Raw genomic sequence first — 13,846 nt, 5'->3', positions numbered from 1 at the left:
TATGAAGGTTCAAACATATCCACCAAAGAATAGTCAAATTCATGCTTATCTCCTGTTCTTCTTTATTTGCAATGTGCAGATCGGCGTAGGAATTTTCAGTTTTCAACGTTATATATTTCATGTATCGAAGCATGATGCATGGATCTCAGTATTGATTGCCTGCCTATGTGCCCATGCGGTGCTTTGGTTAATCATTCGTATGCTTAATAAATACGAATCTGCCGATATATTTGGAATTCAATATGATTTGTTTGGCAAGTATATAGGGACATTATTCAACTGTATTTACATAATATTTTATCTACTAGTCTCAATATTAATAATGAGATCCTATGTACTGGTTATTCAGGTGTGGATGTTTCCGGATATGAGCAGTTGGTTGATTGTTTCACTTCTGGCTATTCTTATCATCTATGCGGGATTTGGTGGTGTTCGGGTTATTATAGGAATGTGTTTATTGGGCTTTGTTGTTATCCTAGTCACCGTTATTTTTTGTCTGGTGACTTTAAGATATTCCATATGGACCCAATTGTTACCGATCATGGAAAGTAACATGAAAGATATTCTCAGAGGTGCCTTTAGAATGAGTTTTACGTTGGCTGGGTTTGAATTTATTATGCTCATCTATCCTTATGTTAGAAATAAGGAAAGAGCGATGTATCACTCTCAGTTTTCCTTATTAACTGGGAACTTGATTTATCTTATAATCATGATTCTTTCCGTAGCGTATTTCTCCTCGTCACAGTTAGAGCGCTCAATTTGGCCAACATTTAATATGTTGAAAATATTGAAATTTCCGTTTTCAGAACGTTTGGAGTTTATAGTCATTTCGATATGGATGTTGATGGTATTAACTGGGATATTAATCAATGCTTGGGCAATTTCGAGAGGGTTTAAACGCATGTGGAATTGGAATCAGAAGTTAGTGCTTCTTACAGTCATTCTAATAGCGTCAACGGTTACCGTTATGATGGAGGGGCGTAAAAACATAGATAAACTAGGGGAGTGGGTCGGGCTAGGTAGTTCGGTGCTGTCATTCTTATATCCTTTTTTATTAAGCTTAATCGCATTGATAGTGCTCAAAGTTCGTGCACGCAAAGCTGGAGACAGAGGAGGAGGTGCATCTTGAAAACATTAAGATTAAGCGCCGCTCTGATTCTTCTGATCGCATTATGCGCCTGTCAACGATCAACGGTTCTTGAAGACCAGTCGATATTAATCGCACTTGCTTATGAAGTGAAAGAGAATAATAAATTCCAAGTGTCGGGTACATTTATCAATGCACAGCCTGATTCTAAAAATACAAGCCGAACGGTATCTGTAGAAGCAGAAACAAGTAAAGGGGCTCGTCAAAAAATGAATCAAATGCTCCCAAATAAGCTAGCAACGGGGCAAATTCGAATCATTTTATTAGATCATGACATATTTCGCTTAAAGATGATTCAAGAAATTGAAGTTCTCAGCCGGGATCCGTTCTTTAGTGATCTTATTAAGATTGCGATTGTGGACGGCTCACCTGAAGAGCTTTTGAATTACAAATATGAGAATCATTCCAATATTGCGATAGCTCTTAATGATCTATTGGAGCACAATGTAAAGACAAACTGGACCCCGTCGATGACACTGCATGACTTTACGCGGTCAAGAGGGCTTAATCGAACCGATTTAGCGATACCCTTGCTAAAAAGAGAAGAGGATGAGGTTGTATTGAAAGGTCTCACACTTCTTAATAAAGATGAAATCGTAGGAGAAGCTTCGCCTAAAGAGGGATTTTTCATTAAGACACTGAAGGGGGCAGATATTCCTTATCTATATGAATTAAACATCAAGAAGGAAGAGATGCAACACAGTGGTATGGATCACTACTTAATACAAGATTCCAATAATGTACGCGTTGTATTTAGTGTTATAAAAGCTAAGGGGAAGATCAAGCTCGTGGATAAGAAGAACCTCAAATTTGATACATCCATCGATATGGATATTGATATACAGGAAGTATCAAAAAGATACAAGTTTATCGAGCCAGGTGCGATTGATGCTTTGAAGAAGCAGATTCATTACGAAGTAAACAAAGAATTCCAAGAGTTCTTGAATAAACTGCGCAGGTTGAATTCGGATTGTGTGGGCTTTGGTGAGATTTATCGCAGTAGGGTCGGAAATTCGGATATGATTGAGGAAAACTGGAGTAAAATGTTCCCTGAAACCACACTTCATGGTCAAGTTAATGTCGGAGTCATTCGCACTGGCATTATTGAATAGACTACGATAAAAAAACAGCCACCTTTTATTTCTTTGGGTGGCTGTTTGTTCTATTGAGATGTGCTGTATGACGCATAAGTTCGGGTTAAGGAAGAATATTACCTGCCGCACGGTAAATCTCGTACCATTCCTCACGAGTCAGTCTAATATCACTGGCTTTGATGCAATCTTGAAGACGATTAGCATTCATTGTGCCGATAACGGGCTGCATGTTCGCAGGATGACGCAAAATCCATGCAATTGCAATTGTTGTGTTATTTACATTATATTTTTCTGCTATCTCGTCAATTTTCATATTCAGTTCTGGGAACTTATCATTACCTAGGAATACCCCTTCAAAAAATCCATACTGGAACGGTGACCAAGGCTGGATTGTAATGTCATGGAGTCTGCAGAAATCCAGAATGCTACCATCACGATTTACGGCAGCATCGTTCTCCATATTAACGTTGATACCGCTTTGAATCATGGTTGTGTTCGTAATACTTAGTTGAAGCTGGTTAGCCACTAACGGCTGTTTTACAGCTTTTTTCAGAAGCTGAATTTGCATTGGATTCTGGTTGGATACGCCAAAATGACGAACCTTACCGGAGCTTTCTAGTTGATCAAATGCTTCAGCCACTTCTTCCGGTTCTACAAGTGTGTCCGGGCGATGTAGAAGAAGGACATCCAGATACTCTGTGTTGAGTCTTTTCAAAATACCATCTACAGAATTTAGAATGTGTTCTTTAGAGAAGTCGAACATCCCTTGTCTAATCCCACACTTCGATTGGAGTATAATCTGTTCGCGTACTTCTGCGTTCATATGTATAGCATCTGCGAATATTTCCTCACAGGTTCCACCGCCATAAATATCAGCATGATCAAAGAAGTTTGCTCCTTCTTCAAGGGCAGTTCGAACAAAACGCTCTGCTTCAGCTTTCTCCAGCGAATTTATACGCATGCAGCCAACGGCCACAACGGGTACCTCAAGTGAACTGCTTCCAAGTTTAATCGTTTTCATGAATTTGGACCTCCATATCATATTCGGTTAAATGCGTAGACAAATAACCCACCTGCTTGCCTAATCCTAATTGTGACATGCAGGTGGGTGTGTATTCAACTTTTATTTTTCGAACAAAGGTTTTACTTTCTGGATAACAATATGACTATGTGGAAGAGAGGGCATATCGTTGAAGCTGAAACTTACATCCTGCACAGGTACTTCATACCTCATTTTATTAGCCATAAAGTCTAGGCTTTCCTTCATGATTTCGATTGTAATCCATTCTCCTGCACAACGATGTCCCGTATGGTAATCGCCACCGCCTTGAGGGATGAAGTTAAATGGACTTCCATTCCAATCATTGAATCGATCCGGATTGAAAAGCTCGGGATTGTCCCACAGATTGGGATGGTGGTTGGTTCCATATAAGTCAAGAATCGTGAGCACACCTTTTTCAAAGTCATATCCATTCCAGGTGAAATCTTTAATAGGGCGCGCCGGAGCAAAAGGAAAGAATGGATAGAATCTACGTACTTCCTGAACGAAGTTCTTAAGGAGCTTTTCATCTGAGTTGTTTAATTTTTGACGTTCCTCGGGCTGCTGGATGACAGCTAAAGCTGTAAAGCATACATAGATCGATACAGCGACAATTGGACGAAGTATGTTGAGGATTTCAACTGCGGCTACTTCTTTATCTAGCAGTTTATCCCTTAGATCACGATGCCAAGAGAAAGCGTATAGAGTCGTATCTTCTGATGGATGAATCTCCCCTTTACGGACATTTTCTACCAGATTTTGAATCCACTTCTCCGCTTTAGAACGTGCATTTCGTCCCTTCATATGTGTTATGCCAATAGCTGCTGTAGCTTCAATCATCGCTGCTAGCCATTTTGTTTTCTCTTTAACTTGGTCTTCAGGAAGTGGAACTCCTGCCCATTCACAAGCTACACGGCACAGAAGTTCTTGAGCTTCTTCATAAATTTCGACTTCTTGTTGAGATTCCCACTGTTTAACAGCAAGAATCCATTGTTTATGTGTAATTTCTCTCATCCTGTGGAGAGCTTCGCGAGACATGAGGGACATAAACATAGCTTTACGATGTTGGTGTTCTTCACCATCTAATGTCTGAACACCATCTTCGCCGAACAAGGTCTTGAGAACTCTCTTAGGAGCTGCTTTCTTACGTTCAAACTTATCGTTATCATAGAAGAGCTTGGCAGCTTCTTCACCTCGTAAACAGATCGCTCGTTCACCTAGTAAGCGTGTCTCAAAAATATCGGATTGAAAGCCGATGGCTCTATTCGTAATGTACAAATAACCCTCACGGAGAACATCCAGACTATTATCCAGTCCGTCTTCCTTGGGAATAGGTTTCGCTTTTTCCATAATCAATAACCTCCTACAATTGTTGGAACATTAGAAACAGTAAAGTGATAAACACAATACATTTTTAATACCCGTTAAGATATGAACTGAATAAATATCTGGTATAGTTTCAATAGCACATGATTTAGTTTTGTATATCAAGAGGGGGCATGGTGTTCAGACCCTAAAGCGAGTAAACCTGCGTATCGGCAGTGATATGTAAGTGATTTACTTAATAAGGAGAGTTTAGAATGGATGGTTTATTTCAAGTAGTGGGGCTGTTGTTTTTTATCTTATTGGTATACACAATGATTAATGTGATTGATCATGTGAATAGAACGAAGAAACATCAAGAACAAGTTATACTACTACTAAAAGAGATCAAAGACAGGGATACGAATTGACAAGCGTCGTACGAAAAGCCTGCTTAATATGCAGGCTTTTTTTTGCAGCTTAAGATTTTCTTTAGCTTTTTCACATTTTTTATTAAACTATATATTCTAGACTACATAGATATTACATAAGGGAGATGTTGAAGTTGAAGAAGTGGTTATGCTTGCTTCTATTAGTTATGCTAGTGGGGTGTGAATCAGTTCAATCACAGCAAGGTATGGGCAATAGTGAGCAAGAGAATAAAGTACCGGTAGTTCAACCTGAGAAAACACATGATACAATCCAAATTTCGAAAGATCAGGTGCATAAAGGGAACCTCGTACTGGTCAATAAGAAGTATCCGATTCATAAAGAAGGGTTACCTACCGATATTGTAAACCTATACCAAAACAATGAATTAATTCAGGGATATAGCTTGCTGGATAATACGATACAAATATCGACGCTAGTAGCAGAACAATTTAACAAGATGGTGGCAGCGGCAGCTCGTAGTGAAGTGAACCATTTTATGATCAGCAGCGGGTACCGAGACAATACTGAGCAAAAGAAGTTATATCAGGAGATGGGTTCCGATTATGCTCTTCCTCCGGGATACAGTGAACATAATGTTGGACTCTCTTTAGATATCGGATCTACGCTTAAATCGATTGATGTGGCTCCTGAAGGATCTTGGCTCAAGAAGTACGCATGGAATTACGGCTTTATTCTTCGGTATCCTTTAGATAAATCAGAGATAACAGGTATTCAATATGAGCCCTGGCACTTCCGTTATGTAGGATTACCTCACAGTATCATTATGAAGGAGCAACATCTGACACTTGAGGAATATCTGAAGTTTCTCAAGGAACAGAAAACATACACCACAACGATTAATGGTAAGCAGTATGAAATTTCTTTCGTTCCTCTTTCCGAGCAAATGACTTTCGAAATCCCTGTGAATAGCATGTATGAGTTGTCAGGAAATAATACGGATGGTGTTATTGTTACAATCGAAAAAAATTAATATAGGTCCGTGGTGTCCAATGTAACTTCTCCCAGACATATTATATATTCACAAACATGCATAATAGGTTATACTGGAATGTACATTGAAAAATTCATAAACTGTTATGAATGTTTACACCAGGAGGATATGGATGGGACAAGCAAATGGAACATTACAGAAGAAATTAAAGCCTAGACATATCAGTTTTATGGCTATGGGCGGTGTCATTGGTACTGGTATATTTAAAGGCAGCGCTGAAACGATTGGACTTGCAGGTCCAGGGGTTATTGTATCTTATATTTTTGCAGGATTATTGCTTCTAGTTGTAATGGCTGCAATGGCTGAGATGGCAACCGTATATTCCAATCGGAATATGAAGGATTTTATACGTGAAGCTTTTGGAGAGAAAGTCTCATTTGTTATGGGGTGGATGTACTGTTTCATGTGGTTATCTGTATGTGTAATCGAAGTGATTGCGGCAGGCAGCTTTCTGCAATATTGGTTTCCAGATGTACCGTTGTGGGGGTTAAGTCTGGCTTGTGCTGCGTTTATAATCCTTATCAATTTACTAAGTGTAGGTACATTTGGGGAATTTGAATTCTGGCTTGCAGGTATTAAGATTGCTATGATCCTCATCTTTATCGTACTGGGTGGAGGATTAATATTCGGAGTTATTCCAAGTGATCATACACCTTATCTTCACAATTTCACGGCTTTTGGAGGTTTTTTCCCAGGTGGCTGGACGTCGATATTCTCGGCTCTGCTGGTCGTGATGTTCTCTTATGGAGGCTCTGAGCTTATTGGTCTGACCTTGACGGAGACTGAGAATGCCGAAAAAATACTGCCGAAAGTGGTCGGTACCTTTATTCTGAGAATCATTCTGTTCTTCACCCTGCCGATCCTAATCATCTGTGGGCTAATTCCTTGGAATCAGCTCGGACCAGATAGCAGTCCGTTCGTACAGGTTCTTACATCAACCGGACTGTCCAGTGCAGCGCATATTATGAATTTCATACTCATCACAGCTGTATTGTCTGCGGCGAATTCCGGCATTTACGGTGCATCACGAATGCTGTTCTCCATGGCAGCTGCAGGCGAGGCACCTAAATCGTTAGCTAAAACGAACCAAAAGGGAAGCCCGGTAAATACACTCTATCTGTGTGCCGTTATTCTACTTGCTGGCTCGATGCTTGGATTATTCGCACAAGATCAGCTGTTTCGTATATTGATGGCTGTTCCTGGATTCGTTGTGATATTGGTATGGATATGTATCGCCTCTTCTCAGTTGAAACTCCGAAAGCATTATCCTATTAAACCTTCGTTTAAAGTGTGGGGTTACCCTTATGTAACTGGATTTGTCGTAATTGCTCTTTCGGTCATAGCTGTTATGTTTATATTTGATAAGCAGAGCCGCTTAAGTATTGGGATCTGCCTAGCTGTTCTGGTGCTGCTCAGCATCTGGTCGTTTATTAAATTTCGTCCTAACAGAACAGGAACGGGTGTTCTGAAAAAATAGTTGACATCTAAGCCAACCAAATATTATATTATTATCAATCGAATGAAGTAGCGGGAGAAGCACCTCGCAGGATAGGCTAATATGCCTTTCTTGTGGGGTGCTTTTTTTGCTATTTGTTTGAAAATATTATTTATACAGGAGATGATTTCATTGATGAAACGAAGAAGCAAACACCACAGTTACATGATCTGGTCTGGACTAGTTCTGACGTGCTTCCTATTGTTTATAGGAAAACCACCGTATGCAGAAGCTGCAGGAAGTGGGTGGGATGATGCATTAACTAGTATAGATCAACTTTATGATAGCTTAATCATTTTAGAAACTTCGAATAAACAAGTTAAGCAGCAAACATCAGATCTACGTAAACGAAATAACGAGAAACTGAAAGAAATAAATAAACAAGTGCAGCTCATTGACAAAGTTAAGCTTGATAAGTTGAAGTCTGATGCCGAACAAGCACAGAAGAAGTATGCACCTCTACTTGCAGAGTATACGGAGCTTGGGAAGAAGGCTACGGAAGCAAGAAAGAGTAAGAATAAAAAGTCTGCTCTCATGTATGATCTCAAACGGAACCGTATTAAAGCATCTGTAACTGCTGCAAGACAAGAGATTAAGGTGAAGCGGGATGCTCTGACAGCTGCGAAGAAGCAAGCGACAGCGAAAACTAAGGTCGTTAAAGATGCTCTAGCACCTGTGGGAACAGTTAAGAAACAAGTAACAGAGGAGAATAAGAGGATCGCAGAGGCTAATCAGCGTAGGATTACAGCGGACAAACGCTATAAGGCGGCTATTAAGCAGGGGGATGCAGTAAGTGCTGCTATTGAATTAAGAGTGATTACTGGAGAGTTAAACCGAATTCAAACATCTCTTAAGAAGGTATATGATTGGGAGGGGAACATTCGGAATACCCTTCATACAGCGGAAGGCAAGTTACCGAGATAGGGCTAAAGGAGCCTAGTCGATAGGCTCCCTTGTTTAAAATTTAAATGTTTAATTAATTAAAAATTGTTGGAGTTATCCGAGAGGCACTATCACATTAGTAGACTTGATTTAAACTGACAGGTCCCAGACTACCGCTAGAACCTTGGAATTGTCCTTTGACAACATAAGTTCCTGCGCTAAGATAGCCTACGGAAAACTCTGCAGGATTCGAGGTGGGGCCAACATTCACGGAAGTGGAGAATACCTTATTAAGTTGACCAGAAGGCCCTTTGGAATAGAGAGAGAGTTCAACAGTATCATTGGTAGGGCTCCATAGTCCAACACTTAATTTATGTTGAGCTGTTTGGAATACAGACAGATCGTGTGATGTTGCTGTAAAGGAAGCAAAAGCGCTAGTAGAGAAAGAGAAGAACGCTAACAACAAAATGATGAGTGATTTTTTCATTGATTTCACCTCCTTTCATGACAAAGGGTAACAGTGGAGAAAAACAAAAAAATGTTAATATGTAGAAATAATGAAACTATTATATCAAAATAATGGATATTTTTACATATGTTAATCTTTTTTATCGAATATTTTATCTCGCCTGGAGCTATGCATTATGATATACATAATGGATAAATTAACATATTTTATATGGAGGTAATTATGTATGACAACTCACTATTACTTAGATTGGTTTTATGATAAGGGCTTTTCTGAGAAGTTAGTCAATGTGCTGAATGAGGATATAACCGTCAGAAAATCCCTTGTTATGATTAGCGCCGAAACACCTGATTATAAAGATGAGTTACTTAATATTGATAGTGCTTTTGAAAGAAATTGGTTTAATCAAGCTAACATTTTTTTTGATGAATATCATTTAATTGATCACCGTACACAGAAGGAAGATGCCCAGCGATTCATTCAGAACGCCTCCGTCATTTTTTTATGTGGTGGGAATCCACAGCATCAAAAGCATCTTTTGACGAAAAATGAATTATCGGATTTGATTAAAAAAAGTAATGCTGTTGTAATGGGAACGAGTGCTGGTGGGATGAATATGTCTAATAAATATTTGGATGAATGCACTGTTTACGAAGGTATGGCTCTTCATTACTTTTCTTTTGAAGCTCATTTTGATCATGATAACAAAGCACTAATTGAGGAACGGTTTCCTTTATCTGATACAATGGATATATATGTGGCGGCAGACCAAGATGGTGCAGTTCGTGTAAAGGACAATAAAATCGACATTATAGGCAATGTATACATAATTTCCAACTCAAAGATTCAGAAATTGGTTGAGACCCTCTAATACCTTATACTTTCATCTAAATCCCATCAAAAAGAGAAAAAACCTCTTCGCGTTAAGCGAAGAGGTTTTATGCTAATGTGTGAACATTTAGTTCGTATAGTTATCGAAATATCCTTGGATATAGATCATTGGTGTTCCTTTATCTCCACTACCCGAAGTTAGGTCGGATAGAGAGCCAATAAGATCGGTCAATCTTCTAGGCGTAGTACCTTGAGCTTCCATGGCACCTACGAGATCGGATTCTTTATTGTTGATATATTGAGAGATGGCTTGTTTCAGTTCATCTCCTCTTAAGTGAGCGAAGTTATTATCTGCAAGGTACTTCAGCTTGACTTCATTCGGTGTACCATCAAGGCCTGCAGTGTAAGCTGGTGATACTACAGGGTCAGCAAGCTCCCAGATCTTACCTACAGGGTCTTTGAATGCTCCATCGCCATAGATCATAACTTCAACCAGTTTACCTGTTTTTTCTTTAAGCATTTGTTGAATTTTATCAACGACAGGTTGGCAGTTACGAGGGAACAATTTCACACTATCTTCTGTGGATTTATTAGATCCAAGCAGACCGTATGCTTCATTACATCCGCTGCCATCAATGGATTCGGATAGAATGTTATCCAGGCTGTAGATTTTCTCGCCACCGTTTGCTTTGAGGATTCTCTTTGTTCTGAATCGAGTATGGATATCACAAGTAAGAACATTTTTCGTGTACTCAAGAATGGTCTTTGGATTGTTGGAGAAAATAACTTCGCATTCTGTACCATATTCTTCAACAATCGATTTGTAGTAATCGATGTAATCCACACCTGTGAAGGTATGCTTCTCATATCCAAAATGCTCGCGGAATTGTTGCTCAGTCAGAACATCAGTCCATGGGTTGATGCCTTTTTCATCAAGCATATCTAGATCGACCAAGTGGTTTCCGACTTCATCCGATGGGTAGCTAAGCATCAAGACAACTTTTTTAGTGCCTTTTGCGATACCACGAAGACAGATTGCAAAGCGGTTACGACTTAGAATCGGGAAGATAACTCCGACGGTTTCGTCTCCAAATTTGGAGTTTACATCTTGCGCAATATGATCAATCGTAGCATAGTTTCCTTGGGCACGAGCAACGATCGATTCTGTTACTGTAACGATATCTTTATCTTGGATGGTAAAACCTTCTGCTTCGGATGCTTTTAGTACGCTATCTACAACGATTTCTTCGATACTGTCTCCACGATTGATGATCGGGCCACGAAGACCTCTTACTACAGTTCCAACTAATCTTTCCAAAATAATCGCTCCTTAATATATGTACATCTAATGTAATAATTGACGTTTATATTTGTAATATACAATAACCATGTGATATAAGTGAAATTAATATATCAAATAACAGATATAAGAGGTGCTTATACCATGAGTAAATTAGATTTATATAGAGTGTTTTGTATGGTTGCCAAAAGAAAAAGCTTCTCCAAAGCGGCTCAAGATCTTTACATGACCCAGCCGGCTGTAAGTCAATCGATCATGCAATTGGAAAATGAACTAGATACACGCTTGTTCACAAGAACGCCCAAAGGAGTTACTTTAACGAATCAAGGCAGTCTTTTATTTGAATATGCGAATTCAGCTATTAACTTAATAAATGTTGGAGAAGAGAAGATTCTGGAGTTTAAGAATCTAACAACCGGTGAGTTAAAAATAGGTGTTGGTGATACGATTTCCCGTTACTTTTTACTTCCCTATCTCGAAGCATTTCATAATCAATACCCTAACATTAAATTCAAAATTGTGAATGGGACCACACTTGAGATTTGCTCGATTATTAAATCCGGAGAAGTGGATATTGGGATATGTAATCTTCCATTATATGATCCAGCTCTAGAAACAAGACCATGTATTGAAATACAGGATATTTTTGTTTGTGGTGAGAAGTTCAAAAGTACATTAACTGGTCAAGTTAGTCTAGAACAGGTTGTGAGCCTGCCATTAATCTTTCTTGAATCAAAGTCCAATTCCAGAAAATACGTTGAGGACTACATGTTATCTCAGGGTATCAAAATGTCACCGGATTTTGAACTTGGTTCACATGATCTGTTATTAGAGTTCGCCAGAATTAATTTAGGAGTAGCATGTGTAACGAAACAGTTCTCTCAAGAATATTTAGATCAAGGATTATTATATGAAGTTCAACTTCAGAAGGAAATACCAATGCGAAGTATAGGGGTATGTTTCTTGAACAGTGTATCTCTATCACCAGCATCTACTAAGTTTGTTGAAATAATAGATACTAAACTATCCGAAAAATAAATGGAAATATATGATTAAAATGCTATAATGTGCTGAGAAATCCATTTGTTATTTTGGAGAGGTGGCTGTTCATGTCGCGGTTGTTGAAGGTTGTCTGTTTACTCGTACTCTTATTTGGTCCCATCTCGCTATTTGCAGAAGAGCACCCTGTTAATGCTGCTGGGAACTCAGGCATCACCGTCATCGTAGACGGCAACGAGATGAAACTATCTGTAAAACCGATTAAAGTAAAAGGAAATGTCTATTTACATGCAAAAAGCATATTTAATGCACTCGAGATACAGTCAACGCTTGGAAAGAAAACAATCAAAATCATCCATAATGATAATACATACCGTGGAGAGGTAGACCAGAAGCGTATGTATATCGGAGAACGGAAACTTAATTTGACTGTACCACCTCTACTTCGTGAAGGACGGATCTATGTACCACTTAGGTTTGTTGAGATCGTGTCAGGTAAAGGTGTTAAGTATGATGCGAGTAACAGCCAGATCAGTATTGGCTTGAGTCCCGAATCCAAGAAAGCACTGCAAAGAAGCTTGTTTGAAGCAGCAAGAAGGGGAGATGCTACGGCCGTAACAAACTTAATTAAGCGTGGGGCTGATCCAAACGGTAAGCTCAATTTTGAATATGGCAATAATATTCCCCTCGTTTATGCCGTGAGCAACAACAGGACAGAGGCTGCTCGAGCATTAGTGAAAGCTGGGGCCAAAGTAGACTCAGACAGTCAACACCTTGGTTTCAGTGTAATTGTTAGTCAGAATGCTGAACTACTAGAAATTCTGATTGAGAATGGATTAGATCCGAATTACAAGAATCACACGGGAACGCTGCTTCAATCAGCTTCGGGCATCATAGGAATGTCTGAGAATGGGAATTTCAGAAAGGATCTTAGACCATCTTTAGAAATAGTTAACATGTTATTGAAACACGGAGCGGACCCTGGTATCGATAACCCCTTATACCGAGCAGTAGACGCTCAAAATTACAGCATTATCCAATCATTGTTACGTGCTGGTGCAGATCCTTATAAAGCGAATGAACATGGGGAAACCCCTTATGAGTATAGTGTCCGAAAAAACATTAATCGTTGGTTGACGCTTCAAGCAGAACGAGTTATTCTTCCTTCGTTTAAAATCTTAGATGCAAATGGGGCTGAGGTTTCTTCGGGAGGAGTTGGTATTCGTTCGTTAGACGACTCTAAAACCCCATATCATTATATTCAATTTAATTCGGGGCAGGTCTATATTGATGTTCCGGATGGCAGATATCAGATTGTTCATGTCTACGTACCATACAGCGCATATATATTGCAACAGACCTATGCAATAACAATTAAAGATGGGAATGTTGTTCCAAATACAGTAACACTACCGAGATTAAATGTGAAAGTCACACTAACAAGTGATTCGATCCCAATCTCTGATGGTTTTCTTAGTTTGTATAACGAACGCACATCAAGTCCTATGGCCGTCGAAGTGCAGGGGAATCAAGCCACTTTATTTGCTGAGCCTGGTCAATATCGAATCTTTTCCTATGTAGATTCTTCAAATAAGAGTTATAACGTTGATTCCTATCTTACGGTGAAAGGGAACAGTGGGATTGAGGAAATCACTTTTGATCTGAGAGAGAAAGAAAGAAATGACAGCAATTTTTATAGCAGTAACATAACAAAACAGACCCCACTAGTGGACATGAAATTCACCGCTTCAGACAGTTGGTAGTGACGGCTTCATAATTTGAAATGTGTAAAAAAGGTGCTTCTCGCAAGATCTTAGATCTTAGGGAGAAGCACCTTTTATATG

Annotated in this window: 13 protein-coding genes; 9 read left to right on the top strand and 4 right to left on the bottom strand. The window is 39.2% G+C overall.

Annotation, left to right across the window (positions count from 1 at the left end; genetic code table 11):
• The first annotated feature begins 1 nt into the window (after position 1).
• Together ACK8P5_RS14245 and ACK8P5_RS14240 are read left to right on the top strand one after the other, a co-directional pair.
• A complete protein-coding gene (locus ACK8P5_RS14245) occupies positions 2 to 1,129 on the top strand; it encodes a GerAB/ArcD/ProY family transporter (RefSeq protein ID WP_422656939.1) in 1,128 nt (375 codons plus the stop codon).
• On the top strand, positions 1,126 to 2,259 hold the full coding sequence (locus tag ACK8P5_RS14240) for a Ger(x)C family spore germination protein (RefSeq protein ID WP_422656938.1): 1,134 nt from the start codon (positions 1,126 to 1,128) through the stop codon (positions 2,257 to 2,259). Before ACK8P5_RS14245 ends, ACK8P5_RS14240 begins: the two co-directional genes overlap by 4 nt.
• An 85-nt stretch (positions 2,260 to 2,344) precedes the next feature.
• Here the strand turns inward: ACK8P5_RS14240 and ACK8P5_RS14235 are convergent, their stop codons facing one another.
• On the bottom strand, positions 2,345 to 3,262 hold the full coding sequence (locus ACK8P5_RS14235) for an aldo/keto reductase (RefSeq protein ID WP_422656937.1): 918 nt from the start codon (positions 3,260 to 3,262) through the stop codon (positions 2,345 to 2,347).
• Between the two features lie 102 nt (positions 3,263 to 3,364).
• Positions 3,365 to 4,630, bottom strand: coding sequence for a cytochrome P450 (locus tag ACK8P5_RS14230; protein ID WP_422656936.1), 1,266 nt, complete (start codon positions 4,628 to 4,630; stop codon positions 3,365 to 3,367).
• A 230-nt stretch (positions 4,631 to 4,860) separates the two neighbouring features.
• Between ACK8P5_RS14230 and ACK8P5_RS14225 the strand changes: the two genes are divergently transcribed.
• The 4 genes from ACK8P5_RS14225 to ACK8P5_RS14210 all read left to right on the top strand — a co-directional run bounded on the left by ACK8P5_RS14225 (position 4,861) and on the right by ACK8P5_RS14210 (position 8,445).
• Positions 4,861 to 5,013 (top strand): hypothetical protein, encoded by a 153-nt coding sequence (locus ACK8P5_RS14225; protein WP_422656935.1) that lies wholly within the window; start codon positions 4,861 to 4,863, stop codon positions 5,011 to 5,013.
• 134 nt (positions 5,014 to 5,147) lie between these two features.
• The gene (locus ACK8P5_RS14220; RefSeq protein WP_422656934.1) at positions 5,148 to 6,005 is read left to right on the top strand and encodes a M15 family metallopeptidase; all 858 of its coding nucleotides are present in this window, start codon (positions 5,148 to 5,150) and stop codon (positions 6,003 to 6,005) included.
• Between the two features lie 133 nt (positions 6,006 to 6,138).
• Positions 6,139 to 7,503 carry an amino acid permease gene (locus ACK8P5_RS14215; RefSeq protein WP_422656933.1) on the top strand — a complete coding sequence of 455 codons (1,365 nt, stop codon included), beginning with the start codon at positions 6,139 to 6,141 and terminating at the stop codon, positions 7,501 to 7,503.
• 153 nt (positions 7,504 to 7,656) lie between these two features.
• Positions 7,657 to 8,445: a hypothetical protein gene (locus ACK8P5_RS14210; protein WP_422656932.1), complete on the top strand. Its 789-nt coding sequence runs from the start codon at positions 7,657 to 7,659 to the stop codon at positions 8,443 to 8,445.
• 94 nt (positions 8,446 to 8,539) lie between these two features.
• On the opposite strand, the gene ACK8P5_RS14205 is transcribed toward ACK8P5_RS14210, so the two are convergent.
• Positions 8,540 to 8,890, bottom strand: a complete 351-nt coding sequence (locus ACK8P5_RS14205; protein WP_422656931.1) for a hypothetical protein — start codon at positions 8,888 to 8,890, stop codon at positions 8,540 to 8,542.
• A gap of 208 nt (positions 8,891 to 9,098) precedes the next feature.
• On the opposite strand from ACK8P5_RS14205, the gene ACK8P5_RS14200 reads away from it, so the two are divergent.
• The gene (locus tag ACK8P5_RS14200) at positions 9,099 to 9,743 is read left to right on the top strand and encodes a Type 1 glutamine amidotransferase-like domain-containing protein (protein ID WP_422656930.1); all 645 of its coding nucleotides are present in this window, start codon (positions 9,099 to 9,101) and stop codon (positions 9,741 to 9,743) included.
• Between the two features lie 87 nt (positions 9,744 to 9,830).
• Here the strand turns inward: ACK8P5_RS14200 and ACK8P5_RS14195 are convergent, their stop codons facing one another.
• The gene (locus tag ACK8P5_RS14195) at positions 9,831 to 11,021 is read right to left on the bottom strand and encodes a coenzyme F420-0:L-glutamate ligase (protein WP_422656929.1); all 1,191 of its coding nucleotides are present in this window, start codon (positions 11,019 to 11,021) and stop codon (positions 9,831 to 9,833) included.
• 126 nt (positions 11,022 to 11,147) lie between these two features.
• Between ACK8P5_RS14195 and ACK8P5_RS14190 the strand changes: the two genes are divergently transcribed.
• Together ACK8P5_RS14190 and ACK8P5_RS14185 are read left to right on the top strand one after the other, a co-directional pair.
• Positions 11,148 to 12,041: a LysR family transcriptional regulator gene (locus ACK8P5_RS14190; RefSeq protein ID WP_422656928.1), complete on the top strand. Its 894-nt coding sequence runs from the start codon at positions 11,148 to 11,150 to the stop codon at positions 12,039 to 12,041.
• 71 nt (positions 12,042 to 12,112) lie between these two features.
• On the top strand, positions 12,113 to 13,765 hold the full coding sequence (locus ACK8P5_RS14185) for a stalk domain-containing protein (protein ID WP_422656927.1): 1,653 nt from the start codon (positions 12,113 to 12,115) through the stop codon (positions 13,763 to 13,765).
• Positions 13,766 to 13,846 lie beyond the last annotated feature (81 nt).

It is taken from the genome of Paenibacillus sp. EC2-1 (genome assembly GCF_049311625.1).
Classification (GTDB): Bacteria; Bacillota; Bacilli; order Paenibacillales; family Paenibacillaceae; genus Paenibacillus_AQ.
The sequence above is the reverse complement of the archived record's forward strand: the minus strand, read 5'-3'. Positions and strand labels throughout refer to the sequence as shown.

Excerpts from the sequence above, each read along its gene's own strand:
- ACK8P5_RS14245 (WP_422656939.1), top strand. The coding sequence starts at position 2 with ATGAAGGTTCAAACATATCCACCAAAGAATAGTCAAATTCATGCTTAT.
- ACK8P5_RS14235 (WP_422656937.1), bottom strand. The coding sequence starts at position 3,262 with ATGAAAACGATTAAACTTGGAAGCAGTTCACTTGAGGTACCCGTTGTG.
- ACK8P5_RS14230 (WP_422656936.1), bottom strand. The coding sequence starts at position 4,630 with ATGGAAAAAGCGAAACCTATTCCCAAGGAAGACGGACTGGATAATAGT.
- ACK8P5_RS14225 (WP_422656935.1), top strand. The coding sequence starts at position 4,861 with ATGGATGGTTTATTTCAAGTAGTGGGGCTGTTGTTTTTTATCTTATTG.
- ACK8P5_RS14215 (WP_422656933.1), top strand. The coding sequence starts at position 6,139 with ATGGGACAAGCAAATGGAACATTACAGAAGAAATTAAAGCCTAGACAT.
- ACK8P5_RS14210 (WP_422656932.1), top strand. The coding sequence starts at position 7,657 with ATGAAACGAAGAAGCAAACACCACAGTTACATGATCTGGTCTGGACTA.
- ACK8P5_RS14205 (WP_422656931.1), bottom strand. The coding sequence starts at position 8,890 with ATGAAAAAATCACTCATCATTTTGTTGTTAGCGTTCTTCTCTTTCTCT.
- ACK8P5_RS14200 (WP_422656930.1), top strand. The coding sequence starts at position 9,099 with ATGACAACTCACTATTACTTAGATTGGTTTTATGATAAGGGCTTTTCT.
- ACK8P5_RS14190 (WP_422656928.1), top strand. The coding sequence starts at position 11,148 with ATGAGTAAATTAGATTTATATAGAGTGTTTTGTATGGTTGCCAAAAGA.
- ACK8P5_RS14185 (WP_422656927.1), top strand. The coding sequence starts at position 12,113 with ATGTCGCGGTTGTTGAAGGTTGTCTGTTTACTCGTACTCTTATTTGGT.